The 25,495-nt window shown below is 68.1% G+C and carries 28 protein-coding genes and 2 pseudogenes; 21 read left to right on the forward strand and 9 right to left on the reverse strand.

Annotated features, from left to right (window positions below; all coding sequences use genetic code 11):
• The first annotated feature begins 1 nt into the window (after position 1).
• From queC to DI005_RS21305, 14 genes and pseudogenes are all read left to right on the forward strand, one after another.
• On the forward strand, positions 2-706 hold the full coding sequence (queC, locus tag DI005_RS21245) for a 7-cyano-7-deazaguanine synthase QueC (protein WP_113643313.1): 705 nt from the start codon (positions 2-4) through the stop codon (positions 704-706).
• A gap of 85 nt (positions 707-791) precedes the next feature.
• Entirely contained in the window at positions 792-1,700 is a 909-nt protein-coding gene (locus tag DI005_RS21250; RefSeq protein WP_233520232.1) for a reverse transcriptase domain-containing protein, read from the forward strand.
• A 3-nt stretch (positions 1,701-1,703) separates the two neighbouring features.
• Positions 1,704-2,261, forward strand: a complete 558-nt coding sequence (locus DI005_RS21255) for an SUMF1/EgtB/PvdO family nonheme iron enzyme (protein WP_113643284.1) — start codon at positions 1,704-1,706, stop codon at positions 2,259-2,261.
• Between the two features lie 17 nt (positions 2,262-2,278).
• The gene (locus DI005_RS21260; protein ID WP_233520233.1) at positions 2,279-2,746 is read left to right on the forward strand and encodes a DUF6884 domain-containing protein; all 468 of its coding nucleotides are present in this window, start codon (positions 2,279-2,281) and stop codon (positions 2,744-2,746) included.
• Entirely contained in the window at positions 2,743-3,777 is a 1,035-nt protein-coding gene (locus DI005_RS21265; protein WP_233520234.1) for a glycosyltransferase family 2 protein, read from the forward strand. The genes DI005_RS21260 and DI005_RS21265 overlap by 4 nt, the downstream gene beginning before the upstream one ends.
• A 76-nt stretch (positions 3,778-3,853) precedes the next feature.
• Complete coding sequence (locus tag DI005_RS21270; protein ID WP_113643287.1) at positions 3,854-4,168, forward strand: hypothetical protein; 315 nt, start codon at positions 3,854-3,856, stop codon at positions 4,166-4,168.
• Entirely contained in the window at positions 4,165-5,133 is a 969-nt protein-coding gene (locus DI005_RS21275) for a radical SAM protein (RefSeq protein ID WP_113643288.1), read from the forward strand. The genes DI005_RS21270 and DI005_RS21275 overlap by 4 nt, the downstream gene beginning before the upstream one ends.
• A 67-nt stretch (positions 5,134-5,200) precedes the next feature.
• Entirely contained in the window at positions 5,201-5,698 is a 498-nt protein-coding gene (locus DI005_RS21280) for a helix-turn-helix domain-containing protein (protein ID WP_113643289.1), read from the forward strand.
• Positions 5,699-5,756: 58 nt separating this feature from the next.
• A complete protein-coding gene (locus tag DI005_RS21285; RefSeq protein ID WP_113643290.1) occupies positions 5,757-6,320 on the forward strand; it encodes a phosphoribosyltransferase in 564 nt (187 codons plus the stop codon).
• Entirely contained in the window at positions 6,313-7,434 is a 1,122-nt protein-coding gene (locus DI005_RS21290; RefSeq protein ID WP_113643291.1) for a glycosyltransferase family 4 protein, read from the forward strand. The genes DI005_RS21285 and DI005_RS21290 overlap by 8 nt, the downstream gene beginning before the upstream one ends.
• Positions 7,434-8,291: a 5'-3' exonuclease H3TH domain-containing protein gene (locus DI005_RS21295; RefSeq protein WP_233520235.1), complete on the forward strand. Its 858-nt coding sequence runs from the start codon at positions 7,434-7,436 to the stop codon at positions 8,289-8,291. The genes DI005_RS21290 and DI005_RS21295 overlap by 1 nt, the downstream gene beginning before the upstream one ends.
• A gap of 41 nt (positions 8,292-8,332) precedes the next feature.
• Positions 8,333-8,563: pseudogene (locus DI005_RS39085) on the forward strand (GlcNAc-PI de-N-acetylase); the annotation flags it as partial.
• A gap of 163 nt (positions 8,564-8,726) precedes the next feature.
• The gene (locus tag DI005_RS39090; RefSeq protein ID WP_233520248.1) at positions 8,727-8,921 is read left to right on the forward strand and encodes a hypothetical protein; all 195 of its coding nucleotides are present in this window, start codon (positions 8,727-8,729) and stop codon (positions 8,919-8,921) included.
• 96 nt (positions 8,922-9,017) lie between these two features.
• The gene (locus DI005_RS21305) at positions 9,018-10,421 is read left to right on the forward strand and encodes a helix-turn-helix transcriptional regulator (protein ID WP_113643293.1); all 1,404 of its coding nucleotides are present in this window, start codon (positions 9,018-9,020) and stop codon (positions 10,419-10,421) included.
• Between the two features lie 72 nt (positions 10,422-10,493).
• On the opposite strand, the gene DI005_RS21310 is transcribed toward DI005_RS21305, so the two are convergent.
• Both DI005_RS21310 and DI005_RS21315 read right to left on the reverse strand, forming a co-directional pair.
• The gene (locus DI005_RS21310) at positions 10,494-11,042 is read right to left on the reverse strand and encodes a flavoprotein (RefSeq protein WP_113643294.1); all 549 of its coding nucleotides are present in this window, start codon (positions 11,040-11,042) and stop codon (positions 10,494-10,496) included.
• Positions 11,039-12,097 carry an XRE family transcriptional regulator gene (locus DI005_RS21315; protein WP_233520236.1) on the reverse strand — a complete coding sequence of 353 codons (1,059 nt, stop codon included), beginning with the start codon at positions 12,095-12,097 and terminating at the stop codon, positions 11,039-11,041. Before DI005_RS21315 ends, DI005_RS21310 begins: the two co-directional genes overlap by 4 nt.
• Before the next feature lie 75 nt (positions 12,098-12,172).
• Between DI005_RS21315 and DI005_RS21320 the strand changes: the two genes are divergently transcribed.
• Positions 12,173-12,436 (forward strand): STAS domain-containing protein, encoded by a 264-nt coding sequence (locus tag DI005_RS21320; protein ID WP_158559860.1) that lies wholly within the window; start codon positions 12,173-12,175, stop codon positions 12,434-12,436.
• A gap of 115 nt (positions 12,437-12,551) precedes the next feature.
• Here DI005_RS21320 and DI005_RS21325 read toward each other — a convergent pair whose 3' ends face one another.
• The 4 genes from DI005_RS21325 to DI005_RS21340 all read right to left on the reverse strand — a co-directional run bounded on the left by DI005_RS21325 (position 12,552) and on the right by DI005_RS21340 (position 15,294).
• Positions 12,552-12,890, reverse strand: coding sequence for a hypothetical protein (locus DI005_RS21325; RefSeq protein ID WP_113643296.1), 339 nt, complete (start codon positions 12,888-12,890; stop codon positions 12,552-12,554).
• A gap of 217 nt (positions 12,891-13,107) precedes the next feature.
• Positions 13,108-13,431 carry a hypothetical protein gene (locus tag DI005_RS37980; RefSeq protein WP_147263892.1) on the reverse strand — a complete coding sequence of 108 codons (324 nt, stop codon included), beginning with the start codon at positions 13,429-13,431 and terminating at the stop codon, positions 13,108-13,110.
• Between the two features lie 454 nt (positions 13,432-13,885).
• On the reverse strand, positions 13,886-14,854 hold the full coding sequence (locus DI005_RS21335) for a VWA domain-containing protein (RefSeq protein ID WP_113643298.1): 969 nt from the start codon (positions 14,852-14,854) through the stop codon (positions 13,886-13,888).
• 74 nt (positions 14,855-14,928) lie between these two features.
• Entirely contained in the window at positions 14,929-15,294 is a 366-nt protein-coding gene (locus DI005_RS21340) for a helix-turn-helix transcriptional regulator (RefSeq protein ID WP_233520237.1), read from the reverse strand.
• 692 nt (positions 15,295-15,986) lie between these two features.
• Between DI005_RS21340 and DI005_RS21345 the strand changes: the two genes are divergently transcribed.
• The 5 genes and pseudogenes from DI005_RS21345 to DI005_RS39100 all read left to right on the forward strand — a co-directional run bounded on the left by DI005_RS21345 (position 15,987) and on the right by DI005_RS39100 (position 20,432).
• Positions 15,987-16,178, forward strand: coding sequence for a hypothetical protein (locus tag DI005_RS21345; RefSeq protein ID WP_113643299.1), 192 nt, complete (start codon positions 15,987-15,989; stop codon positions 16,176-16,178).
• Positions 16,179-16,302: 124 nt separating this feature from the next.
• Positions 16,303-17,154 (forward strand): CorA family divalent cation transporter, encoded by an 852-nt coding sequence (locus DI005_RS21350; RefSeq protein ID WP_158303258.1) that lies wholly within the window; start codon positions 16,303-16,305, stop codon positions 17,152-17,154.
• Between the two features lie 31 nt (positions 17,155-17,185).
• The gene (mgtA, locus tag DI005_RS21355; protein WP_233520238.1) at positions 17,186-19,840 is read left to right on the forward strand and encodes a magnesium-translocating P-type ATPase; all 2,655 of its coding nucleotides are present in this window, start codon (positions 17,186-17,188) and stop codon (positions 19,838-19,840) included.
• A 162-nt stretch (positions 19,841-20,002) separates the two neighbouring features.
• A pseudogene (locus DI005_RS39095) lies at positions 20,003-20,143 on the forward strand (hypothetical protein); the annotation flags it as partial.
• A 55-nt stretch (positions 20,144-20,198) separates the two neighbouring features.
• Positions 20,199-20,432: a hypothetical protein gene (locus DI005_RS39100; protein WP_146770610.1), complete on the forward strand. Its 234-nt coding sequence runs from the start codon at positions 20,199-20,201 to the stop codon at positions 20,430-20,432.
• A gap of 206 nt (positions 20,433-20,638) precedes the next feature.
• Here DI005_RS39100 and DI005_RS21375 read toward each other — a convergent pair whose 3' ends face one another.
• The 3 genes from DI005_RS21375 to DI005_RS21385 form a co-directional block, all read right to left on the reverse strand.
• Entirely contained in the window at positions 20,639-21,484 is an 846-nt protein-coding gene (locus DI005_RS21375; protein WP_091679423.1) for a hypothetical protein, read from the reverse strand.
• A gap of 480 nt (positions 21,485-21,964) precedes the next feature.
• Positions 21,965-22,837, reverse strand: coding sequence for a recombinase family protein (locus tag DI005_RS21380; RefSeq protein WP_091679426.1), 873 nt, complete (start codon positions 22,835-22,837; stop codon positions 21,965-21,967).
• Positions 22,838-22,892: 55 nt separating this feature from the next.
• Positions 22,893-24,098 (reverse strand): IS110 family transposase, encoded by a 1,206-nt coding sequence (locus DI005_RS21385; RefSeq protein ID WP_113643300.1) that lies wholly within the window; start codon positions 24,096-24,098, stop codon positions 22,893-22,895.
• A 524-nt stretch (positions 24,099-24,622) separates the two neighbouring features.
• Here DI005_RS21385 and DI005_RS21390 point away from each other — a divergent pair.
• On the forward strand, positions 24,623-25,489 hold the full coding sequence (locus DI005_RS21390; protein ID WP_113643301.1) for a DUF4241 domain-containing protein: 867 nt from the start codon (positions 24,623-24,625) through the stop codon (positions 25,487-25,489).
• Positions 25,490-25,495: the final 6 nt, after the last annotated feature.

The raw sequence follows: 25,495 nt of genomic DNA on the forward strand, positions 1-25,495 counted from the left end.
GATGCCGATCGGCACTCCTGAACACCGACACCCACGCCACGCCATCGTGATCGCTTCCGGCGGGCTGGACTCCACCGTGCTGGCGTACTGGCTAGCCGCGCGCGGGGCCGAGCTGACGCTGTTGTCTTTCGACTACGGCCAACGGCACCGAGTCGAACTGGAGCACGCGGCCGACATCGCGCGACTGCTCAACTGTCCACACGAGACAGTTGAGCTCGCGATGCTCGGGCGGCTGCTGGTCGGCTCGGCCCTGACCGACACCGAGGTGTCGGTGCCCGATGGGCACTACACCGACGAGTCGATGCGGGCCACGGTCGTCCCGAACCGCAACGCGATCATGCTCGACATCGCGGTCGCGGTCGCGATCGTGCACAAGGCCGATGTGGTGGCGTTCGGCGCGCACGCCGGTGATCACGCCATCTACCCAGACTGCCGACCGGAGTTCGTCGAGCGGTTCACCCGGTCAGCCCGCACCGCCAATGAGGGACTGCTGGTCGACGAGTTCGAGATCCTCGCCCCGTTTCTCACCCAGAGCAAGACCGACATCGTCCGGATCGGCGCGGCGCTGAACGTTCCATTCGAGCGGACGTGGTCGTGCTACCGAGGTGAGGCGGCGCACTGCGGCACGTGCGGAACCTGCACCGAACGCAAGGAAGCGTTCGAGCAGAACGGCATTACCGACCCCACCAACTACCGGTGCGCGTGAGGAGGTGACTGTGATGGCGGGGGAAGAACTCGGTTCACCGGCTGGGCCTGGGCGGGGCCGTCGTTCCCCGCGCCACGATTCGCGCGTGTTGGGTTGCGAACCGGTACAGCGTGGCGAGGGGATCGTTCCTGCCGCCCAAGCACTGAGCACGGTAGCGCAGCGGGCCGGGACCACACCAGCGCCCTCCGCCGCCGGACCGCAGTCGCACGCGCTGATGCCCCTGCTGTCCGAGTCGCACCTGCGTCGCGCGTTGCGTCAATGCGGCCGGCGAGCCTCGGCCCCCGGCGCCGATGGAATGACCTGGGGCCAACTTCGTCGCGAGGCACGCACCGCGTTGCCGCAGCTGGCTATCGAGCTTGCTGAGGGAACCTGGCAACCCGGACCGGTCCGTGATGTGCAGCTACCTACCTACACCGGCAAACAACTGCACACCGCCATCCCCACTGCGCGGGATCGACTGGTGCACCGCGCGCTGCGCAACGCCGTCGAGCCGGTGCTGGAAGCGAACGCGTTCCGCGATTGGGTATCCGGGTTCCGTCCACGCCGCAACCGCATCACGTCCCTACGTCAGGCCGCCGTGTACTACCAAGCGGGCTTTCGATGGGTTGCCGACCTGGACGTCGCCTCGGTGTCGGAAGGGGCGACGCTCGAGGAAGTAATCGACTGGCACGCCGAGTACATCCACGACGGCACTTTCCTTGCCCGCCTGCGCAGTGCGCTGGCCGCGATGCCGAGCCCGATCGCGCCGGGTTCTGGCCTTGCTCCCATGCTGATCAATCTTCGACTGTCCCAAGTAGACAAGAAGGTGTCCGGGCTCCGCGTGGTCCGGTTCGCCGACAACTACCTCGCCTTCACCCGAACCCGCGCGGACGCGCAGGAGGCGTTCTACGCCATCAGCGACGCGCTCCTGTCGCTTCGGTTGCGGCCCAACGAGGTCAAGAGTCGCATCCGTGAAGACGTCAACGTCGAAGACCTGTTCCTGATCGGTGGTTGAGGAATGAACTTGGAATGGATCGAGATCGCCGGCGGAGTTTGCGTCTTCGGGGACGACGCGCGCACGGTCCCGGTCCCGACCTTGTTGTGGACGCGGACCCCGATCGCCTACGGGCACCTGCCGAGCGAACACCCTGGCCTCGGGCCGCGGTTCCCCGTCACCGAGATCGGCCACGCCGAGGCGGTCGAGATCGCCAGCAAGTTGGGCGGGCGATTGCCGCGTTCGGTGGAGTGGGAGTGGATGGCTGCTGGGGCGGATCGCCGACGCTGGCCCTGGGGCAACGCGCCGTGGCAACCGGCGTTCGCGAATCTCCGGGACTCCGGGCACGGCACGGTCACCCCGGTCGACACGCATCCCGACGGAGCGACGCCCGAAGGCGTGCTCGACGTGGCGGGCAACGTGTGGGAGTGGACCGCCAGCACCGCGATGAGCGACGGGGTCGTCATCCGTGGCGGTTCGTACGCCGCGCCGCCGCTATACGCGCAATGCACCTTCCTCAACGCCGCCCCCGCTGAACTGCGCTCACGCGGCATCGGGCTGCGGGTGGTGCGGGAACCATGACATTCCGACAGCCCACGGTGCGCAACCTCGGTCCCGACGAGGGGTTGATCATCCTCAACTGCTCGCGGGAGAAGCTCGTCACCAGCGTCCCGGTTGCGGCGCTTGCGCTCTACCAGGGCGCGTGCGTCCCGAACGCGCGTGAACACTTCGCTGCCGACGCTGCCCGCCGAGCCCGCATCCGCATCCTTTCGGCTGCACACGGCCTGCTGCATCCCGAAGACCCGATCAGCACCTACGACCACCGGCTCACGAACAGAACCGAAGCCGTGCGCCTGCACGAGCAGACGGTCTCCGCGCAATTGGACGCCGAACTCGCCGAGACACCGTCGTTGCGGCACATGCTGATCATGGTCGAGCCGCTGTACCTGCTCGCCTTGCAGCGCGTGTTCGACCACCTCGACCGATTCGATCAGGTCGCGATCGTCCCGGACCCCTGGGGATGGCAGGACGGCTTGACTTACCTGCGCCGCTGGGGGTGGGCGTGACCTCTCTGTACGAGGATCTGTTGCGGCGCAACAATTTCCACACCAGCAGCACCCGCAGTTGGGAAGCCATATCCGGGATCGGCTGGCACGAGCCCACGCCGTCGGACCTCTCACTGGCGGCGGTGCGCACCCTCTCGGTTGTCGTCCCAGCCCACAACGTCGCCTACTGCCTGCCGACCGTGCTGGACGCCCTGGAAAGCCAGCACCACCGGTACCGGTTCGAGGTCATCTTCATTGACGACGCCAGCACCGACACCACGGCCGCCATCGCCGCCCAACACCCGATCGTCACCACGGTCGTACGGCTCCCAGAGCGCATGGGCGCGGCCACCGCGCGCAACCTCGGGACCGCACTCGCGCGCGGGCAGACGGTGCTCTACCTCGACGCGGACATGGTCCTGCCCCCACACGTGATCACCGACATCACCGCCCGTGCCACCGACACCACGGTGCTCGTCGGATTCCGCCACAACCTCCGCTACGACCTGCATCAAGGAGGGCGCGGTGTCTTGGCCGATCACCCGCACCTCGCCGCCGACCACCGGGTCGTGTGGCGGCCCCCGGTCGGCCGTCCGCTGCTCTACACCGGCATCACCCTCACCGAGCGCCTCGACGGCCGCCCCCTGGACCACACGCACGACTTCGTCGACCTCGGCTACGGCCAGCGTTATGTCGACTGGGACCTACCCCGCATGGTCGTCACCGCCCTTGTCGCCGTTCCCCGCGCCGCCGTCCTCAACGTCGGAGGGTTCGATCCCGAGTTCGGACGGATCGGCTGGGGCATGGAAGACACCTACCTCGGTGCGTGCCTGATCGCCACCGGCCTGCTGGTGATCCCGCTGAGGCAGGCCGTCGGGTTCCACCTTGATCCACCGGACGCGGACCAGCAATGGCAACGCAAGCTCGCTACCTGGCCCGACACCCTGGCCCGCTACTGGGACCTGATGCGGCGGCCCGCCCCGACCGGCCGCTCCCATTCATTCACCGCCGAGATGTCCGAGCTGCTGAGTTCCTGCGAGGTACTGCGATGACACCACCAGTCCTGGCGACGGCCGCCAGCATCGAACGCCGCGACGACGGCACCAACGAGAAAGAAGACGCTGCCCGATGATCGACCCGATCTCCCTCGCGGTGGGCGCTGGCCTGTTCGCCGCAGGGCTGCTGGCCGGCAAGCTGACCCGCCGCCGAGCACCGGCAGACACCACGCCGAAACCGTTCTGCGGCTGCTCGCACGGACTGGAACAGCACGACCCCGACACCAAGGAGTGCCACGGCCAGATCCTGCACAAGGACGCGCGCACCAAGGGCGGCACCTGGATCGGAAACCAGTGGGTGCCCTGCACGTGCCGCCAGTACGTCGGACCGAAGCCGTTCGAGGAGCTGTACGCCCCGACGATGCTGCCACCGCAGGACACGCTGTGACCGAGCGACGCACCGCCACGACGCGCACCTTCACAGCGCGGACGCACGATACCGGGCTCATCATCCATGACCCGCTGACCGGGCTGACCTACCGCGCCGATGCCGAACTCGGCTCCGGCCGGGTCCGCCTGTCCGATGCCGACCTCGACTCCTGGCCGGAGATTCACCCGGCGGCCCTGCACGCCGACATGCCGATCAGCCTCTGCTGGTCACCCCTGGTGCGCTGCAACCTCGCCTGCCCGCACTGCCTGGACGACAAGTCCGTGTCCGAACTGGCCCGACCCGACCGCTACCGCATCGCGCGCCTGCTTGCCGAGTCCGCGGTCATGGGCGTGGACATCTCCGGCGGCGAACCACTGCTGCTGCGCGAATTGCCCGAGCTGATCGACGTGCTCGTCGCGGGCGGTTGCGCGGTCAGCGTCACGACCAACGGCACCCACCTGGCACGCCGCGCCGAATCCCTGGCGTCCCGCGTGGACGCCGTGCGGGTCAGTCTGGACGGCCCGGACGCCGAACGCCACGACCACTGGCGCGGCAAGGGCAGCTTCGCGCGTGCCCTCGCCGGAATCCGCGCGGCGGTTGCCCACGGCATCCCGACCCAGATCCAGACCGTGCTCCTGCGCTCCACCGCGCGAGCCGGCGTCCGAGCGATGGTCGACCTGGCCGCCGCGCTCGGCGTGCACGGGGTGACCTTCCTGCAGATGCTCCCCATCGGGGAAGGCGCCGCTCTGGCCGACACTGAGCAGCTGACCGACGACGAGGCCACGGACCTCCTCGCCGACCTGACCACCATCTCGGCCGTACCCGTGCGCCTGCGCACCCGCGAGGCAGCCGGGGGTTTCACCGTGATCCGAGCCGACGGCCAGGTGTGGCGCAACCAGCCGGGCTCGCAGGCCATTACCTCCCGCCGCCCGCTGCTTGAGATCAACGATCTCGCACTGACTACGCGGGATGGCTCGGCATGAACGACTCCTCGTACCTCGTCGAACCAGCCCAGCTGCGAGCACGCAACGCACCACGGGAGGACAGGCGATGAACACGCCGACTAGCGAACAACTCGATCAGTTCGCGCGCGTGCTGGGAGATCTGCTGCGGAGCGCGCGGAAAGAACGCGGCTGGACCCGCAAACAGATGCGCGCCGAGATGGGCGCCGACGACGAGGACGAAGTGTCCCTGCAAACCCTCGCCACCTACGAGCTCGGCACGCGCCGCTTGTCCGTCGAGCGGCTGGTCGAACTGTGCGCCGTGCTGGAACAGCGGCCGGACCAGATGTTGCTCCGCGCGACCGCCCTCGCGTTCGGCAGCGATCACGACGGTCGCGTCAAGGTCGACCTGTCGGCCCTCGCTCACACGACCGACCCCCGGCTGCAGCCTCTCCAGCGATGGGCCACGGTCCGTGCCCGCCAATGCCCGGTCGGACGCGCTCCTGTCGAAGAACTCGACGTCCACGCGCTGACCGCACTCGCGGGGATCGCCGGATCTCCGATGTACGAACTCGTGCAAGCCCTGCGTGAACTCCGAGGCGCATAGGACCCCGCGACCACGTCGCTGACGCGATATCCCTTGTCCCTCAACGAATGGACCACGAATGACCACTGCGCGACGCGTCTTCGAGCACCACCAGATCTGGCGTTTGACACCTGACGCACTCCGCGAGGCCACCACGCTGCTGGTCGGCGCGATCCTGCGCGATCACCAGTCGGTCCAGCACGTCATCGGAATTGCCAACGGCGGCGTCGCACCCGCCCGCATGATCGCCTCCACACTCGGGATCAAAGCCCGCATGGTGAACGCCCGCCACAACATCGGCGACGCGACCTACCAGCAGGCCACGGGCAAGGTGACACTCGACCTCGACCCGCTGACACGCGCCCTGAACGGCCAACGGATGAAGGGCCGAGTGCTGGTAGTGGACGACATCTGCGGCAGTGGCGCCACCCTCCGCCGACTCCGGCACGACCTCGCGCCTCTGCTCAGCCCGAGCTCGCAGTTGCTGACCGCAGTCCTGTGCCTCAACACCGGGGCGACCACGCTGCCGGACTACTCGATCTGGACCGTCTCGGACTGGGTCGTCTTCCCCTGGGAGAAGCCGCCCGCAGACCAGGGCACCACCCCGCTGCCGCACCCGGAGGAGGCCCTCTGCCATGCCTAGCCAGCCCCCGCTGACCATCGCGTTCGTCCTGGCCTCCTACACCCCGAACGCGCCGGCCGGGATCGAACGGGCCACCGCCGCCCTCGCGGACGGCCTACGCCAGCTCGGCCACCGCAGTCTCATCCTGACCGCCGCCCCGACCGACACCCCGGACGACAACGTGGTGAGAGTGTGCTCGGTGGGCGTCAACTTCCCCTGCGACGACGATGAACTGCGCGACGCGATCAGCACCCACGGGCAGGACGCCCTGCTCGCCGCCGAGCTGTGCGAGTTGTACCGCAAGAACCGGGTCGACGTCGCCGTCTATACCGACGGCTTGTGGGGCCTTGGTAGAGCCGCGCCGGTCAGCCGGGCGCGCTCGGTATTGGCGATGCACGTCGTCGGCCACGACCAAGACCTCCAGCCCGCCCTGGACCGCGCCGACCTGGTCATCGCGCCGTCCCAGATCGTGCTCGACCAGGCGCACGATCGCGGCTACGACACCGACCGTTGGCAGATCGTGCCCAACGCCCTGCTCCACGACCACGCACCGCCACCCGACTCACGACGGGAAGCGCTGCGACGGTCCGGCCCGATCCGGATCCTGGCCCGGCTCGGGCCGGAGAAGAACGTCCGGACGTTGCTGGACGCCGGGCGCCTGGTCGATCGAACGATCGAGGTGATCGTCGGCGAGGCCGGATTCGAGATCGCCGCCGGCGGCCAGGCGGCTGAACTGGACAAGTGCCGCTACTTGGCTGCCCACCTCAAACTCGGCACCATCCACGGCGGCGGCCTCGAGTGGCGTCAGGTGCCGTCTTGGCTCGCGCAGGCCGCGGTGGTGATCGTGCCCTCGCTGCGCGAGACCTTCGGGCTGGTCGCGCTCGAGGCGATGAGCGTCGGCACCCCTGTGGTCGCCTTCGACGTGGGCAATCTGCCCGCCCTGGTCGGCACCGGTGACGGGGCCGGTGGGGTGATCGTCCCCCGATCGTGGGGCGAGCACGGCCTATGGCGCGCCGCCGAGCATCTGCTCGAAGATCCGATACGCTACGCCGAACTATCCAGGGCTGCGTACTACCGCTCGCGGGACTATCTGCCCACCACAGTCGCCGAGACATTCGTAAAGGCGGTGCGGTGATGCCTGCTGGCGTCCCTTTGCTCCTGGTTGACGGTCACAACCTCCTCTGGCGCGCGGCGTTCGGGTTCCCCGCCGCGATCCTTTCTCGCGACAAGACCCGCGACCTGACCGCGGAGTTCGGGTTCTTCGCCCTCCTGCGCGTCGCCATCCGCGAAGAACTGCCCGAGCCACCCGAGGTGCTCGTGGTGTTCGACGGCGAGCACGGCGCCGCCGAGCGCAAGGACAGCGACGCCGACTACAAGGCCAACCGCGTCCTCGACGAGGCCGCGCTCAAACCCTTGCGCGCAATCCCGCACGTCCAGCGGGCGCTGACCGACTACGGCATCGCCTGGATCGAGATTGACACCGCCGAAGCCGACGACGTGATCGCCACCCTCGTCACCGCCACCCGCAATCAGGCCCCCGAGCGGCAGGTGCGGATCATGTCCGGCGATCGCGACTTCTACCAACTCGTCGACGATCGGGTCCACGCGCTCAACACCGTGATGAAACGCGGCCGACGGCACATCGGCCCGGCCGAGGTCGTCGACCGCTACGGCGTCACACCGGACCAGTGGCCCGACTTCTGCGCGCTGAAGGGCGACTCCGCCGACAACATCCCAGGGGTGAAGGGGATCGGTGAAGGCACGGCCGCCAAGCTCCTGGCCGGCGGGCTGCGCCTTGACCAGCTTCTCGCCTCTGGACGGCTGACCGGGGCGAAGAAGACCAAGGTCATCGACGCCTGGGAGCAGGTGCTCGCCTGGCGCGACCTCATCCGGATGCGCACCGACCTCGACCTCCCACACCACCCGACCGGCCACCCCACGCGCGAGCTGCCCAAGCCGGCCGACGTCATCGAGAAACTCGGGCTCTGGTGACCGCCTCGCCGTTCACCGCTCCGGCGTCGGTGCTGACCGTGATGGCACACCCCGACGACGCCGAACTCTGGGCGGGCGGAACCCTCGCCCGTTGTTCCGCCTCCGGGGCCGCCGTCACCATCGCGATCCCGCATCACTCCGAACCAGTGCGGGATGCCGAAGCAGCGGCTGGAGCGGCGATCCTGGGGGCCAAGCTGTACCAGTACGACCAATCCACGGTGACGGCCCTGCGCGAACTGCTGCTCGCCGTCCGACCCGAGATTGTCATCACTCACCCCCTCCGCGACGTTCACCCCGATCACCGGAGTCTCGCTGAAACGCTCGTCGCCGCCCTGCCCGACGTCTTCATCGCCATCGGCTACCCACGCCGCGTCTACACCGCCGACACCTACAACAAGCCTCACCGCCGACGGCCCCGTACCCGCACACACCACCATGGACATCACCGACACCTACGAGATCAAGAAGCGCGCGCTCGCGGCCCACACATCGCAGCCGATCAGCGACCATTTCGGTCCCATGGCCGAGATCCTTGCCCGGCTATGGGGCTCCCGAATCGGCGTGCGTTACGCGGAGAACTTCGTACCGGTGCCCATCCTCGGTCGCCTCCCGGCGGCGTCGACATTGTGACCAGGCTCCGATCAAGGGGTTCCGTGCAACCCCTGTGACCTGCACATACGTGAGATGTCGGTACGATGCGCCGGTGACTGACGGGGTGGTCTGCTGATGGGCGAGTCGGTGAGTCCGCTGGCTGCGTACCGCCTGGCCGCTGGCTTCACGCAGGAGAGCCTCGCCGAACAACTGAGTATCGACCGCGGCACCATCGGCCGATGGGAACGGGGTACCCAAGCACCCCAGCCATGGCAACGACCGGACCTCGCGACAAGCCTGCGGATCTCCCTCGCTGAACTCGACGACATCCTGCACCGGACGAAACGCCAGACCGGCTCCAGGTCTGCCACCCCGACGTCGAACAAGGCCGCTCCAGCGGACGTACGGCGCAGCCAGCAGGAATGGCTCCGCGTGCGAAACGCGCCAGGGGTACGAGGCCGCGAGCTGACCGAACTGGCGGCCTGGCTCTATCCGGAATCACAACGGGCACCCGGCGGTCACGTGCTCGCCGGTCCCGGCTGGCTGCTTGAGCAGCCAGTCCCCTTGGAGTCGGTGCGGCTGGTGTGGTCCGACGGGCAGCGACCGACTCGCCCGCTGGGATCGTTGGAGCACGTCCTGCCGCTGACCGACCGGGGCGAGCTGTACGCGGGCTACAGCCGAGCGGTGCGGGATCTCGTCCGACCACGGCTGCTGGAGAACCGGCTGAGCTACCGGCTACTCGACCTGCAATCCGATCACGGACTGGCGCTGAGCTTCGGAACCACCACCTTCTTCGAGGTGTTCGACGTCAAGCAGGCTCTCGCGCACGAGTTCAAGGGTGCGTGGCTGGCCTCGAACCGCTCAGTGCCCGACTGGAGCGCTCTTCCCCTGCGCGCGGCGATCGGTGATCCTTTCGACCCTCAGCGGCTGCTGATGTCGCCGGGGATCAGCACGCTGACCATCCGGCGTGACCGGTCGGACGGTCAGCACCGGTTCGTGCTGCACGAGCGCGACGGCGGAAAGGTCGCGGACGGCGGCGGCCTGTGCCACGTGATGCCAGCCGGTGAATTCCAGCCATCTTCGGTCGATCTGGCCGACGTGCGCAACGACTTCTCGTTGTGGCGCAACATCATGCGCGAGTTCTCCGAGGAGTTCCTCGGAAACCCCGAGCACGACGGCTCTACGTCCCGGCCGATCGACTACGCAAATGAGGAGCCGTTCCGATCATTTGATCGAGCACGCGCCGAGGGTGGGCTTCGACTCTGGCACTACGGCCTGGCGATGGAGCCCTTGGAGCTCGGGGCCGTCCAGATGACCCTGGCCGTGGTCGACGACGTGGTATTCGACCGGTTGTTCGCCGATCTCGTGGACACCAACGACGAGGGACGGGTGATCGGCCGCGGCGGACGAACCGACATGCCGTTCACGGCAGAGGCCATCGACCGGCTTGGCCCCCGGTTGTCAGCAAGTGCGCTCACTTTGCTCCGCTTGGGCTGGCGTGATCGAGAACAGCTACTGGACGATCGAACCACTCGCTGATCTACATTGGACAGTCGATAAGGCGTATGCGATGACAACGGAAAGTCGAACCGTCGCAGCGCACGCGCCTCGCTACCTGTCTACAACAGACCTTGTTGTGTCGCGTAGAGCTGCGATGATTTGTGACCAGTCAAAAGTCGCCAGACCATCCTCAGCGCGCCTGGTTATGGCGTCTGGATCGAGTAACACCACGCCGACGTTTGTGAGCCGGGCGATGCTGTCGGCGTAAGCAGGATGCTGGCGGAGTACCGGTTTGACACACGGAGCCGCGATGATCGGGACTCCGGCACCAAGCATCTCGTTGAGCACGCCCAGCGCGAGCGTGTCACTGGTGCCCGCTGCCCACTTGTTGATCGAGTTGAAGGTCGCCGGGGCAGCCAGGACCGCTTCGGCTCGCGGGAGCGACTCTTCCTGCTGTCGGGGCGGGCGCGGGTGCACCCTCGTCAAACATCCGGTGGCTGCGGCCAAGGCGTCGAGGTCGATCCACGACGCCGCAGTCGGTGTCGCGATCACACACACGGACCAGCCGTCGGCGTACAGCGCGGGAACGAATTCGTCGAGCCGCAACACGGGCGGAGCAGCTGAGGTCACCAAGTACAGCCACCGCGGATCGACATTCACGCCGCGACTCCAGCGCGCAAGGCGAGACCGCGCAAGGCCGGCACGTCACGGCGGCGCTCGCGGGCGAGCAGGTCCTCGATCAACGAGCGAGCGTTCGGGTTGGCCCGGACCAGTTCGGGTGCAACCCGCTCAGTTTCCAGCAGATGGATCACCGCCTGCGGGTCTTCGGTTAGCTGCGTGTGCGCCCACGCGCTGTCCAGGTGGAACTGAGCCTGGCGTCCGTTCAGGCCGACCGGCAACGCGGTAATGTCCAACTGCTCTGCCGTCGCGAGTGCACCTCGGGGATCATTCAGGGCGACCGCCACTGACGTGCGATGGATCAGCACGTTCGTTGGGCCGAATGCGGTCCACCCGATGTTGCCGTCAGCGCCGAGCCGCCGCGCCAGTGCATCGGCGTAATCGAGCCGCTCGCCTGCTGCGGCAAAATCGTTGCGGCGTGCGGCGATGACCGCACTAATCAGGGTCAACGCACCTCGCCAGGTTGCACTCTGCGGGTCCTGGCCTCGCAGCTCGGCGGCGGAGACTGCTATCTGCTCAGCGTTCTCGCCATTGCCCGCGCGCAGCAGAGCGCACGCCCGCTGATATGCCGCAGCGGCGAGGCCAAAGGTGTCCTCGGCCGACTCGGCCGCCTCCCGAGCCCGCTCGGCTGCGGCCCAACCCGCCTCACCGTCGCCCGCTTTGGTCGCCAGCTTGGCCGCCACGATGGCCACACTGCACTGCAGACCGAGCGCTTCTCGCCGTTTTCGCGCTGGCCCGTCGGCTACCAGGGCGTCAACCGCCGCACTGACTTCAGGCAATCGCCGGGCAACGTCGCCATAGTGCGCGGCCTGATACTTCCGATGGAGATCTGCAACCCGCGCTGACGCGCTAGAGAGGGTCGTCCGATGACGCCGCAGTGGCTCCTCGCTGCGGGTGCCCAACATGTGGTCGGCGGCAACCACACCAGTGAGAAGGGCCGCATCCACCATGACCTCACGCCGCGTCGCCGAGGTGTGGCCAGCCGCAATCTTTGACCCCGGCGGATTGAGCAGGATGTCCAGTTCATCCAGGGACACCTTGAGCAACTTGGCTAGATCAGGACGCCTCCAGGGCTGCGGCGTCAGCGTTCCGCGCTCCCACCGCCATCAACCTTGCGAGCGTCCGGCGAGCTCGGCCCGGAGACCGCCGCCGCACTCTCGGCCGCGGCCACAGCCGCCCGATCCCAGGCGGCTACCGGTGTCATCGTGGACCTCACCGCGGTGAGGTACCTGACGCTGGAGACCCTGGCCCCACTGCTCGCCCTGGCACGGGACTGCCGCGACACCGGCCTGACGTTGCGCATCCACCCCTCACCGGCGGTGCGGAGCAAAATCCGGCTGACCGGGTTGACCGCACTGCTGCCCCTGCGCCCTTGACGTGGTCGCTGCCGCGCCAGGCCGTGGCGTGCACGGGCCGGGGCCGGGATCATGGTCTGTCCTCGACTCGCTGTGCACCGCGATCGGTCGGCATTCTTCTCCGGTCGCGGCGCGGTCAGCGGGTGCCGGGCGCGGGGGCCAGTGTTGACATCCTGCCCGCGGCGTGCAGGCCCTCGCGGGGTGCTGGTTGTCCAGTGCGAGGCGTCGGATGCTGGCCGTGCTGGCAGCGGCCAGGGTCGAGAAGTGCGGCCAGTTCCTGGTTGGCGCGCCGCAGCCGGTCGTTGTCCCGCCGCAGCTGCTCGAACCGACTGATCCCGACCGCCTGCTGCACGGTGTCCGTGGCGTGGCCTGTGGACCGCTGCCGGGTCAGTTCGGCGGCGATGTCGGAAAGTGGCGGCGGAAAGTGGCGGCGGAAGGTGGTGTTGGCCAGCCCGAGTCGGCGGGCGAGCGCCAATACCGTAGCGGGTTTGCCACGGCCAGCCGGTGCCCTCGCTCATTTCAGCCATAGCGGCGCGGACCTGCTCGATGCCGGGCAGTCGGGTGCGGCGGCTCACGGAATCTCCGGACTATGGCGGTCGAGGAACCTGTCGATGTGGTCGCGGTGACCGCGCAGCCGGTGCCGCAGCAACGGTGGCAGGCTGCGCCGTAGCCGCTGGTCCAGTCGATCGCGCTCAGCGCGCAGTGCGATGGTGTTGGCGGCGGTGAGGGCGACGTTGGCGCAGTGCGGTTGCCGGGCAGTCGGTCACGGTCGGCTGACCACCGTCGTGCCGGTCGTGACGCTGGCCATCCTGTTGATCAGGGTGGCGGGTTCCGTGGTGATCGCCGTGTGGATGGCACAGTGCCTTGTCACGGTTGAACACGCAGGTGGCGAACGTGCCGGCTAGATGGCCCGGGTCGTCGCGTCGCAGGAGGCGCTGGAGCCGTCGCGGGTCGGTGAGCACCGTGCCGTTGAAGCGGGCGTGGGCAGCGAAGGTGCCGGACAGGAACGCGATCACGACGTATCAGGAGATCTGCAGCAGCCGGGCCAGTTTGCTGCAGTTCAACGCCGCCGAGGTCGGCATGAGCCCGACCGGTCTGCTGCGCGGGGCACCGTGACTCGGTGTTCCACACCGCCGCGCTCGCGGGAACAACCGAGTACACCTGGTTCGGCCGCCCCTGGTGACCGGGCAGCGCTTGTCCGGTTCGGACGTGATCGTCCAGGTGGGACCGCACGCGCGTGGCGATGCCGGCGTTGTGGCCGCGTCTGCCGTTGCGGAGTCGGATATGCCGCCGCTTCCCTTGGCTTGCTAACGCGACGCGGTCGAGCAACTCCAGGTTGGCGAACCGCACGGTGCGCTTGCGCGGGCGCGATCAGATAGCCGACTACGAGAGCACCGTCCACGACCAGCAGTAGGAACCACCAGTGGGCGCTGAATCCGCTCAAGGGCAAGGCTTTCCGTCTTGGGGGTGCTAGGGGATGCGTTGGTTGAGCCGAAGTGCGGTGGCCGCTCCGGCAACGGAGAGCAGCGTGCCGAGGATCATCCAGGGTTTGCTGGCATCGACGCGTTGGGTCTCGTAGCCAACCTGGCTGCCGATGGTGCTGTAGATGTCGCGGAGCGCCTCGGCGCTGGGGGCGTCGTACCAATGGCCGCCGGAGACCTCGGCGATGCGTTGCATGGTTTCGGGGTCGGCGGGGACCGGAACTTGCTTGCCCTGGATGTCGATGGTGACTGACTCGTTCGTGGTGCCGAAGGAGATGGTGTCGATGCTGATTCCGGCCTTCTTGCAGTCCGCTGCTGGCCCGTCGACTTCGCGGCCGACGTTCTTGCGGCCGTCGGAGAGCAGCACGATGCGCGTTGGTGGTGGGCCGTCGGCGCTGGCCAGCAGCTGGTTGATCTGCTGGATGGATTGGTAGGCGGCGGCCAGCGCCTCGCCGGTGGCGGTGGATTCGAAGAGTCTCATTTGCTGAATGCCGCGCAGCACGGGCTCGCGGAGGCTGGTTGGCGTGACGAGGACGGTGGCGGTCCCGGCGAAGGTGACCAGTCCGAGGTTGATCCCGCGTGGCAGGCCGTTGACGAAATCGGTGGCGGCGACCTTGACGGCGTCCAGGCGGCTGGGCTGGACGTCGGTGGCACCCATGGACAGGGATTGGTCGAGGACCAGCATCACGGTGGCCCGGTCGCGGGGCACTTGGGCGTCGGCGGTGGGACCGGCCAGTCCGATGGTGAACAGGGTCAGCGCGAGCAGGGTGAATGTTGCTGGGAGGTGGCGAGTGAGGCCTTGGCGTCGTGGGGCGATTCGGTCGAGTAGTTCGAGGTTGGCGAAGCGCAGTGTGTGCTGGCGTCGGCGGCGTTGGGCGGCGAGGTAGCCGACCGCGAGCGCGGCGACGACGACCAGCATGCCGAACCACGCCGGGCTGGCGAACTCTCCCACAGGCAATGCTTCAGTGGACCCCGGTAACGGTAGGGTCGGCGTGAATCGCGGTCGGTGACGTTGACGGCATCGGTAGGTGGTTACGCGCGGCGCGAGCGCCGCTTACTGCGTGCGGGGCGGCGGAGCAAGTCGTCACGGTCGCCGACGAGGAGTTGGACGATCTCGACCACAACAGGGCTGTCGACCAGGTAGACCTGGTGGCGCCCTTCCCGCCGAGCTCGCACGAGCCCGGCCAGCTTGAGTTTGGCCAGGTGGTGACTGACTGCCGCCACGGTCTGGCCCACCTCGGCGGCGAGCGTGCCGACGTCTCGTTCGCCGCCGGCCAGCAGCCAGACGATCTGCAGGCGCACGGTGGCTGACAGCAGCCCAAACGTGGCGGCGGCATCCTGGAGAAGCTCGGGCGGCAACGGATGGTTGACCAGGTCGTGCGGAGGGGAAGCGGGCACCAGTATCCCTTCGTCTCGTGGTGCGTAGGGTGACCCACATGACAACACTTGTGCAAGTGCTTGACTGTCGCTGGCGTACGGCGGGTAGAGTGGGCGAGCCGAGCAGTGAGCCTTGCGCGCTCACTGCTTCCTGTCGACAAGTGTGAAAGCGAGGTGAGCGGCACATGCCGGACGACAGTCCCGACTTGACTGGACGATCCCCTCTTGCTGTTCCCTCGCGGCTTCAGTCTACGATGGCTATTTCCGGCTGATCTAGCGGCGGTCGGGATTCGGAGTTAGCAGCCGGGGGTCTTCCGGTTTGTCGCCATGTCTGGTTTGTGTGCGCGCGCCCCTGAAGTGAAGGGGAGTAGCTGGCATGACCATGCACGTTCTTCGTCACACGTCCGCCGCGACCGGGTTGCGCGCGCGGTGGACCGTGGATCCCACTGACTCCGCGGGGCGGCGCATGATCGCCGTCTGGGCTCGCCCCGGGTCCGTACCCGCTGGGCACACCGCGCCGGCCACCGCGCTGCGCGTTGACGGTGATCTGCGCGTGCACGCCAGGACGGCCCGACGGCCAGCGGTTGTGCATCTTCCCTCGAAGGGCGCGGTTCTTCGGTCCTTGTCTGTGCAGATCGCGGACCACTGGCCGCGTGCCTCGTAATCACGTCAGCCACGGACGATTGCCTACTCGCGAGTTCTCAAGGAGAGACATGGTCAGCCTCAACCGAGACACCAGGACCGCACGCAAACGGCCCAATCTAGAACGGCAAGCTATCTTTTTCACGATCGCGCTGTACCTGTTTATTTGCGCGGCGTTGCTCGCCGTGCATTACCTGCAGCCGGAGATGAAAGAGGTCGGCACGTCGTCAACGTCGCCCGGTCATTCGTCGCAAGGCCAGTGACCTCGCCTACTCGGCACCACAATTCAGGTTAGGAGACGTCATGGAAACTCGGACTGAACGGACTCGGTTCGACCCGGTCGATCTGCGTCGTCGTTGGGTCCAGGTTCCGGCCGGTGATCCGCAGGTGGCTGCCGAGCGGATCGAGGGACTGGGGGTGGATTTCGCGGCGGCCAACGGTCGGGTGTGGGAGACCGACGACTTCGTTTATCTGCCCGTGGTCGTCAACCTGCGCACCGGGGACACGATCAGCCGCGAGGCGGTCGTGTTCGCGCTCGGCCACGACGTGCTCGTCACCTTGCAACCAGAAGTCAGGTTCGCGCCGTTCGACAAGGCCGTTGCGCGGATGCGGCGCACGCCGCACCTGGCCGGGTCGCCGCACGGGGTGATGTATGCGCTGCTGTACGCGCTGAACGAGGCCGCCGAGCGGGTGATCGACTACGCCAGCGACGCCCTGGAGGCGATGACCGACGAGATCGACATGGCCACGAAGGGGGTGGACGAGAACGGGCGGGACATCGGGGTGATGGACATGCAGGACACCATCGCTCGAATGAACGAGGCCGAGGAGATCGTGTCCCGCTCCCAGGAGTCGCAATTGCTGCTGGCCCGTGCCGCCCGGTACCTGCGTGCCGAGACCGCGGCGAGCGAGGTGGAGCTGGGCAAGCTGATCGACATCCTGATCGCCGACATCGACGGGGTGAAGGAACACGCGAGTTTCGAGCACGACAAGGTGCGTTATCTGCAGCAGTCCATTATGACGTCGCTGGATGTGAAGCAGAACCAGATCGTCAAGGTGTTCACCATCATCACCGCGGTGTTCCTGCCTCCGACGCTGATCGCGACGTTCTACGGCATGAACTTCACCTGGATGCCGGAACTGGAATGGGAGCACGGCTTCCTGGTGACCACGCTGTTAACCCTCGTGGCGGCGTTGATTCCGCTGGCCTACATCAAGCGGAAGGGCTGGCTCCGGTGATCACGACGCCTCAGTCGCCTGGAGATGGGTTGTGAACCGGGTGGCGAACGGCGTGGTGTCCTGGGTTGACCCGGAGCTGCGGGAGCTGGCGACAGCGGCCCCGATCACGCTGTTTCAGCGGTTGTCCAGCTCCCCGAAAGGGCTGACCGAGCAGGAGGCAACCCACCGGTCGGCCGTGTGCGCCGACAATCGGCTGCAGCGGCACGAAGGGTCGGTGTGGGTGGGGCGGGCGCGGTCCGCGGTGGCTAGCCCGTTCGTGGCCTTGCTGACCGGGCTGGGCGTGGTGTTCACCGTTCTCGGGGATCTGCGTGGTGCGGTCACCGTGAGCGTGATGGTGCTGCTCAGTGTGGTGCTGCGGTGGTGGCAGCAGGTTCGGTCCGATCAGGCGTTACGCGGCCTGCGGGCGCTGGTGACCACGACGACTACGGTGCGCAGGCGGCCCGGTGACGGGCTCGCCCCGACCGAGCGGGAGGTGCCGCCAGAGGACCTGGTACCGGGTGACGTGATCGTGTTGGCGACGGGGGATCTGGTGCCGGCCGATGCGCGGGTGGTGGCGGCCAACGCGCTGCTGGTCGACCAGTCCGCGCTGTCCGGGGAGACCCTGCCGGTGCGCAAGGGTCCACCATCGCCTGTGCCCGATCGGCAACCCCGCGGCCGGACCGGTGGCGAGATCGCGGACCTGTCGTCGGTGTGCTTCGCCGGCACGTCGATCCTGAGCGGCACCGCGACCGCGGTGGTGATCACCACGGGGCCGCGCACCTACTTGGGGACGATGGCCGAGCAGGCCCGGCACGCCCGCCCTGAGAGCAGCTTCGACCGCGGCGTGCGCGCCGTGGGCTGGACGCTGGTGCGGTTCATGCTGGTGATGGCGCCGATCGTGCTGGCGGTCAACGGCACCGTCACCGGCGACTGGGCGCAGGCCGCGCTGTTCGCGGTCGCGGTCGCGGTCGGCTTGACCCCGGAAATGCTGCCCGTGATCGTCGCCGCCAACCTGGCCCGCGGCGCGGTGCACCTTTCCCGCCAGCAGGTGGTCATCACCCGGCTCAACGCCATCCAAGACCTGGCGGGCATGGACGTGCTGTGCGTGGACAAGACCGGCACACTCACCCAGGACCGGGTGGCCTACGCGCACAGTATCGACCCGGCCGGACGGCCGGACGGCGAGGCCGCCGAGTACGCCTACCTGGCCGTGCATTTCCAGACCTGCCCGCACAACCGGCTCGACGAAGCCATCATCGACCAGCTCGCCACCGACGACGCGCCGCTGGTCACCGACGCGGCGTTCACCAAGATCGACGAGATCCCCTTCGACCACACCCGGCGGCGCGCCACGGTGGTGGTGCGACAGCAGCCCGGCGAGCACATCCTGATCACCAAGGGCGACCCCGACCAGATCCTGCCCCGCTGCACCCACGCACGGCGGGCCGGCGAGGTAGTCGAGCTCAGCGAAGCAGATCGCCGCGAGGCTGGCGAGGTCGTGCGCGCTTACGCTGATCACGGCATGCGGATCTTGGCCGTCGCCGCCTGCGAGTATCCCGCCCGGCTGAGCGGCTACGACGAGGGTGACGAGCACGACCTTGTCCTTGTCGGGTTTGTCGGGTTCGTCGACCCGGTGCGCGACAGCGCGGCCGACGCGGCGCGGACCCTGGCCGACCACGGAGTCACGGTCAAGATCCTCACCGGTGACAACCGGCACGTCGCAGCGCAGGTGGCAGCCCAGGTCGGCATCCCCGTGGGCGAGATCGTGCTGGGGACGCAGGTTGAGGATGCCGACGACGCGCAGCTGCGTCGGCTCGTGGCGCGCACGACGGTCTTCGCCCAGGTCAATCCGGTACACAAGGCGCGGATCGTGACCGCGCTGCGGGACGCCGGGCACGCGGTTGGGTTCGTCGGGGACGGGGTCAACGACACAGTGGCGTTGCGGACGGCGGATGTGGGGATCGCTGCGGACACCGCCACCGATGTCGCCAAGGACGCCGCCGATCTGATCCTGCTGGACAAGGACCTCACGGTGCTGGCCCGCGCGATGGTGGAGGGTCGCCGCACGCTGGGCAACACCATGAAGTACGTCAAGATCACCGCGAGTTCGAACCTGGGCAACGTGCTCAGTGTCCTGGTGGCCAGCGCGACGCTACCGTTCCTGCCGATGCTGCCCATCCAGCTCATGGTGCAGAACCTGCTCTACGACGCGGCGCAACTGGCGCTGCCCTGGGACCGCGTCGACCAGGACTATCTGCGCCGGCCACGGCGGTGGGACACCGGCGGCCTGACCCGATTCATGCTCACCTTCGGCCCGCTGAGTTCGCTGTTCGACCTAGCCACGTTCGCCGTGCTGTGGTGGCTGCTGGACATCGACAGCCCCGCCGAGCAGGCGATGTTCCAGGCAGGTTGGTTCATCGAGGGACTGCTCTCGCAGGTCCTGATCCTGCTCGTGCTGCGCACCCGCCAGACCGGGATGCAGGTCTGGACGCCGTGCGGCGCACCGTCTCGGCCGGTGCTGGCCGCCGCAGTAGCGGTGGTACTCGTTGGCCTGCTGCTGCCGTGGTCGCAGCTTGCGGGCGCGCTGCGGATGGCGGCGCTGCCGCTGGGCTACTTCCCCTGGCTGCTGGCGATCTTGTTCAGCTATGTCGTGGCGGCCCAGGTCGTCAAGGCGAGGTACCTGCGTGGCGGGCGAGCGTGGTTGTGAGCCGCATCGGCTGCGGTGGCGGCGTTCGGGCGGGGCGGCCAGGGGCTGATCATGACGACGCGAGCGGAAGATGACTTGGGCACCGTCGAGATGGCGCTGCGTGTCGGCGCTGGCGTCGGGTTGGGCGCGCTGATCGGTTTCGAGCGGCAGTATCGGGCCCGGATGGTGGGGCTGCGGACCAATGCCCTGGTTGCTGTGGGGTGCCACGCTGTTCGTGCTGCTGTCCGCCTACGGCTTCGGGGATGTCAGCGGCGCCAGCTCTGCCGATCCCACGCGGGGTGCCGCCCAGATCGTCTCCGGCATCGGGGGTTCCTGGGTGCTGGGGTGATCCTGCGGGACGGGCTGAGCGTGCGTGGGCTTGGACACCGCCGCCACGCTGTGGTGCTCAGCCTCGGCGGGGGCGCTGAACTGGGGCGGCATCCTGCTCATGTCGCTGGGCGCCCAGTGGTACATCCTGTTCAACGTCATCGCCGAGGCCAGCGCGATCCCCAGCGACCTACGCGAAGCCGCCGCTGTGGTGGCGGAAACTCATCCTGCGGGGAATCTTCCCCGGCTATTCACCGGCGGTATCCCGCCGCCCCTTCTCCGCTGAAAACGCCCAGCAGCAACTCGACACCCCGCCATCGCCTGGGGCCGCTACGCCGAACTGTTCGACTACGACACCGACACCGACCAGATCACCGCCGATCCCGCCGCTGGCCTCCACCCATCGATCTCCTCATGAGCAAGGACACGAAGCTCAGCGACTTCACCCGGTGACGCGACGTGGACACATAGTGGACACACATGGCGCCACGGTTACTCGGGTGCGACGCTTCGTTGTCCCTGGCGAAGGCGGCTGGCGACGTAGCTGGCGCGGTCGCCGCCGTTCTCCCGGTGCCAGGCGCTGGCGGTGGTGTCGGCCACACCGAGCAGGTCGGCGAGCATCTTCCAGTGGACGGAACCAACCAGTGACATCCAGGCGCCGTTGCGGGCGGTGCGGGCGCTGGGGACGCCCAGCTTGCGCAGCCGGGCCTGGAGGGTGGCCGACGTCATCGGCCGGTCGGGGCGCAGCCCTGGGAACAGGTAGGGAGTCGGGCGGTGCCGCAGCGCGCCCGCGAGCGGGCGGCGGTTGTTGACGAGCTGCTGCAGGAGTACGGACAGCCGGGGGCGTAGCCACAAGGGGTCGCGGCCGAGTTGCAGGCCGAGGACGCCGGGCTCGTCCGGGTGGGCGAGGACGTCGTCGGTGGTGAGGTTGACCAGTCGCCAGCAGCTTTGCCCGTATTGCAGGACCAGGCAGCCGGCGGCACGATCGGTCAGCGCCTGGGTGTCGTCGGTCTCCAGCTTGACGGCGAGCAGGACTCGGTCGGTGTCGCTCATGATCTCCCGGTTGCCGGTGTGGGCCGAGGTGCCGATCGCGACGTGGGCGGGGGCGAGGCCGTTGGTTGCGGCCCACAGCAGGAACGGGCGCGCGTAACGCTGGCGGGGCCGGTTGCGGATCAGCCAGCGGTCCATCACGGGTTGGGTGAGGGCGGCCAGGCTGATGCCGCGGGCGCGGAGGTAGCTCAGCAACAGGCGGGCGGCGTCGAGCTTCCGCCGGAGGTGTTCGCGCTGGTAGCGCGTGAAGCCGGAATCCCGCTCGGCGCGCTGGTGGGCCAGGGGCATCAGGTGCCACCGGACGTAGCGAGCCAGGATGGTCTTGTCCTGCTGGACGGTTACTCGGGCCAGCAGGGTCTGGACGTCGCGGGTGAGCTGGGCGAGTTCTTCCTCGCGGGGTTCGAGGATCTCGGCGAGTACCGCGCAGGTGCTGGACCGCGGTGGTCTGCCGGAGCTCGTCGAGTGCCTCGTGCGAGCAAGCCAGTTCGCCGGTGACCATGCGGCGGATGAGTTGTCCGCCGGGCCGGCGCAGATACAGGCACAGCGAGTACGGGTTGTCGTAGCTCTCCAGCAGCTCGGCCAGCGGCGCCAACCAGGCGGCCGGTTGCCCGTCGGGCTGGGTGAACAGCTCGACCAAGTCCCGACGCGCGATGCAGGATACGCAGTGCCCGCGCAGCAGACGGCCCATGGCCCCACAGGTCGGGCAGCGGTAGGAGGGGGACCGCCGGGATACGGGAGAAACCTGCCAAGTAGTCGGGTAGTGCCTGGTCAGGCGTCGTTGTCGGCGAGGGCGCGGTAGAGCGAGGCAACTGAGGGGTGCCGGCCGGCGTTCTTGCCGGTCTTGATGGTCAGCTTCTTGACGATGTCGGGCATCGGGGTGCCCTTGTCGCGCAGGGCGCGGGCGAAGAGCACGTCGTCTTCGTCGATCACCTTGGGTCGGCCGCCGTGGTTGCCGCGTGCGGCGGCGGCCTGCTGGCCTTCGAGGGTCTTTTCGCGGATGTAGTCGCGGTCGAGCTGGGCGGCGACGGCGAGCACGGCGAAGAGCATCGATCCCATACCGTGTGGGTCGTAGATGCCGGTCAGCGGCCCACTCAGCAGCTCCAGCTGCACCCCGCCACCTTGCAGCTGGGCGGACAGCGTCATCAGCTCGGCGGCGTTGCGGGCAAGGCGTTTCATCTCGTGCACGGTCAGGATCACCGGCTGGTCCGGTGCCGCGATCTTGATCTCGTGGGCGAGGGTGAGTGCCTTCTCCAGCTCGGGGCGGATCTTGATGCGGGTGCTGATCTTCTCGGAGAACACCCGCGTGCAGTGCGCGGCCGCGAGCGCGTCGAGCTGGCTTTGCAACTCCTGGGTGGCCGTCGAGCAGCGAGCGTAGCCGATCCGGATCGGCGCCCCGTTCGTCTCAGGCGCCGGCGCGGCGACCTCGGGGCACTGCGTCCACTTCTTGCCGGGCCCGCGATCGGCCGGGACGGGTACGGTGAGTTCGTCGCGTAGCGCGGGCACGAGGATGAAGCGCGCGGTGTGGTACTTCGCGGCGGTCTTCCCGGCGCGGGTGCGGCAGGCGCTGCCGGCGGGGACGTCGCATTGCGGGCAGGGGTGGCGTTCGACCGCGGCCGCTGCGTCGTCGGGTCCGAGTTGCATACCTCCAGTCTCTCAGAACTCTGTCAAAACCGGGGGGGGTGTCCCTATGGGTTCGTCAAGCCGCTGTCGCGGCGTGGGCTGGTTCGGGGTGTCGGTAGTGGGTGCCGTTGCGGAGCATGGCGTAGAGGACGTCGCAGCGGCGTCGGGCGAGGCAGATGAGGGCGGCGTTGTGTTTCTTGCCCTCGGCTCTCTTGCGGTCGTAGTAGGCGCGGCTGGTCGGGTCGTGCAGTGCGGCGAAGGCGGCGAGGAAGAACGCGCGTTTGAGTTTGCGGTTGCCGGTGCGGGCGGGGTGTTCGCCTTTGATGCTGGTGCCCGAGGTGCGGGTGACCGGTGCGATGCCGGCGTAGGCGGCCAGGTGGGCGGAGCTGGCGAAGTTGGAGGCGTCACCGATCTCGAGCAGGATGCGGGCGGCGGTCCTGACCCCGATGCCGGGCATCGAGGTCAGGACCCCGGCAAGAGGGTGCGCATCGAGTATCTCCTCGACCTCGGTGGCGAGTTGTGTGCGTTGCTCGAGCACGGTTTTGAGGCTGTCGGCGAGTCTGGGCAGCACGGTGTCCGCGGCGGTGGTTCCGGGGACGGTGACGGTTTGCTCGTCCAGTGCCGCAAGGATCGCGGTGACGAGTGTGTCGCCCATGCGCGGGGCGTGGGCCTTCGCGATCGCGGTGAGTTTGCGGCGCCCGGCCTTGCGGATTCCGGTGGGGCCGCCGCAGCGCGACAGGATTTCCAGGACCGCCGGATGACTGATCTTCGGGCCGATCGCGCGTTCGAGAGCGGGGTGGACGCCGGTGAGCAGGCCGCGGATGCGGTTGGCGATCCGCGTGGCCTCGCCGGCCAGGTCGTCGTCGAACCCGACCAACACCTCCAGCTCGGCCAGGGTGTCGTCCCCGACGTCGACCGGGCGCAGCGTGTGCGGCAGCGAGCGGGCCGCATCAGCGATGATGAACGCGTCGCGAGCATCGGTTTTGGCCTTGCCCGGGTAGAGATCGGCGATGCGGCGCATCGCCAGCCCGGGCAGATAGGCGACTTGGTGACCGGCTGCGCGGGCGACGGCGACCGGCAGCGCGCCGATCGTGGCTGGCTGATCAACCACGACCAGCAGCGGACCGAGCTGGGCGAGCTTGTCGAACAACGCGCGAAGTTTGGGCTCGCTGTTGGGCAAGGGCCCGTCATGCAGCCGCTTACCGACCGGATCCAGGCCCACCGCGTGGTGGCTGCCCTTGCCGACGTCGAGACCGAGGAACACGCCGAAACTGCTGGTCATGCACGGTTCTTTCGTCCGTCACGGGTGGTCGCCGGTCAGGCATCGATGGCCGGCACCCACGTTACGACGAGACCTGCCCTGCGGGCGGCCGTGTCCCTATTCAGCGGTCCCTCGATGCCGCCAGGCCCGGTGACACCACCCCCCGGATCATGGACTCGACTGGGGGCATCAGTCATGCCGAACCTGGCGACCACAGCTCCTTGATCAGGAACTACGAAAAAGGTAACGGGGGTGGTTCTGAGAGGTTTTGTGCGAATCGCGACCTGCGGATCTTCGGGGCGGATCGGGCTGTTCGCAGAACTGTCACAACTGTTCATTTATGAGAGAAACTACAGGTCCCTTGCCGCGCGAAGCCTGACACCGGTGCCCTTCCAGGTATCCGATCGGATCCGTTAGGACATTTGCCGGTGGACATGGCTAGGCCGGGGAGAAGAGGTGGCTACGATCGCTTCATCAGGTGTCGCCAAGGTGTCATCCGTCTTCGGCGCCGGTGGACAGTGAAGAAACTCGTCGAAGGAGCAGTTATGCCGGTGTCCGCACCCGATTTCGAATGGCTGTTCGCCCCAGGAACGCATCACACACTGTCCCGCGGCGATGTCGCCACCGTCCGGCTGCGGCAGGACGCCTCGCTGTGGCTGCCGTCCGGGCGGGTCGTCGCCGGCGAGCCGGCCATGTTCTTGTCGATGTCCGGCTCCGAGGACAGGTTTGTCCAACAGGTGCCACCGGGCCGGTATCCGGTGGTGCTGGTGCTCGCCGTGTTCGGCGAACCGGACGAGCAGGATGCGCAGGAGTGGGTCGCGGCGGCCCGGCTGATGATCCGGGACGAGCCAGCCGCCTCCTGGGAGATGGCGGCGTGCGCGGGCCAGGATGCCGCCGAACTGGGCGACGACGAGTACTTCGGCTATCCGGTCGACGGCGGCGCCGGCGGCTTCGTGGACGCGGCGAACATCGCGGCGCTGCGCGAGAACGACGACTACAGCAACCAGCTGCTATCTAACCTGGACATCCACATCCTCGGCGAGACCGACCGCACCGCGCCCGCCACACTGGCCGACGACGGGGACCGGCCCCTTGCGGTGGCGTTTCCCTCTGGTAGCGGAGACGGGCACTATCCAACCTGGGTTGGGCGCACCGCCGACGGCGAGGTCGCTTGCTTCCTCACCGACTTTTGCATCCTGACCGGGGATGGCGATAGCGAGAATGACGAGCCACCCTCAGGCAACGGTCCGATAAGCGTCCCGGAGGACTCGACCACGCCACCACGCCCGCCATATGCGGCCAGGCCACAGCCACTGTCTCCAGTGCAACGGTCTCCAGTGCGGCCCCCCCACCGGGATCGCCAGTCCGGCGACTCCGAACATCCGGGCACGCCGCTCCCCGAGCAGCGATGAAACGTG

This window comes from Prauserella sp. PE36 (assembly GCF_003311655.1).
In the GTDB taxonomy this organism is placed as follows: domain Bacteria; phylum Actinomycetota; class Actinomycetes; order Mycobacteriales; family Pseudonocardiaceae; genus Prauserella_A; species Prauserella_A endophytica.

Coding starts and splice junctions, on each gene's coding strand:
- queC (WP_113643313.1), top strand. CDS start 2: ATGCCGATCGGCACTCCTGAACACCGACACCCACGCCACGCCATCGTG.
- DI005_RS21255 (WP_113643284.1), top strand. CDS start 1,704: ATGAACTTGGAATGGATCGAGATCGCCGGCGGAGTTTGCGTCTTCGGG.
- DI005_RS21270 (WP_113643287.1), top strand. CDS start 3,854: ATGATCGACCCGATCTCCCTCGCGGTGGGCGCTGGCCTGTTCGCCGCA.
- DI005_RS21280 (WP_113643289.1), top strand. CDS start 5,201: ATGAACACGCCGACTAGCGAACAACTCGATCAGTTCGCGCGCGTGCTG.
- DI005_RS21285 (WP_113643290.1), top strand. CDS start 5,757: ATGACCACTGCGCGACGCGTCTTCGAGCACCACCAGATCTGGCGTTTG.
- DI005_RS21290 (WP_113643291.1), top strand. CDS start 6,313: ATGCCTAGCCAGCCCCCGCTGACCATCGCGTTCGTCCTGGCCTCCTAC.
- DI005_RS21295 (WP_233520235.1), top strand. CDS start 7,434: ATGCCTGCTGGCGTCCCTTTGCTCCTGGTTGACGGTCACAACCTCCTC.
- DI005_RS39090 (WP_233520248.1), top strand. CDS start 8,727: ATGGACATCACCGACACCTACGAGATCAAGAAGCGCGCGCTCGCGGCC.
- DI005_RS21305 (WP_113643293.1), top strand. CDS start 9,018: ATGGGCGAGTCGGTGAGTCCGCTGGCTGCGTACCGCCTGGCCGCTGGC.
- DI005_RS21345 (WP_113643299.1), top strand. CDS start 15,987: ATGGTCAGCCTCAACCGAGACACCAGGACCGCACGCAAACGGCCCAAT.
- DI005_RS21375 (WP_091679423.1), bottom strand. CDS start 21,484: ATGCCCCTGGCCCACCAGCGCGCCGAGCGGGATTCCGGCTTCACGCGC.
- DI005_RS21380 (WP_091679426.1), bottom strand. CDS start 22,837: ATGCAACTCGGACCCGACGACGCAGCGGCCGCGGTCGAACGCCACCCC.
- DI005_RS21385 (WP_113643300.1), bottom strand. CDS start 24,098: ATGACCAGCAGTTTCGGCGTGTTCCTCGGTCTCGACGTCGGCAAGGGC.
- DI005_RS21390 (WP_113643301.1), top strand. CDS start 24,623: ATGCCGGTGTCCGCACCCGATTTCGAATGGCTGTTCGCCCCAGGAACG.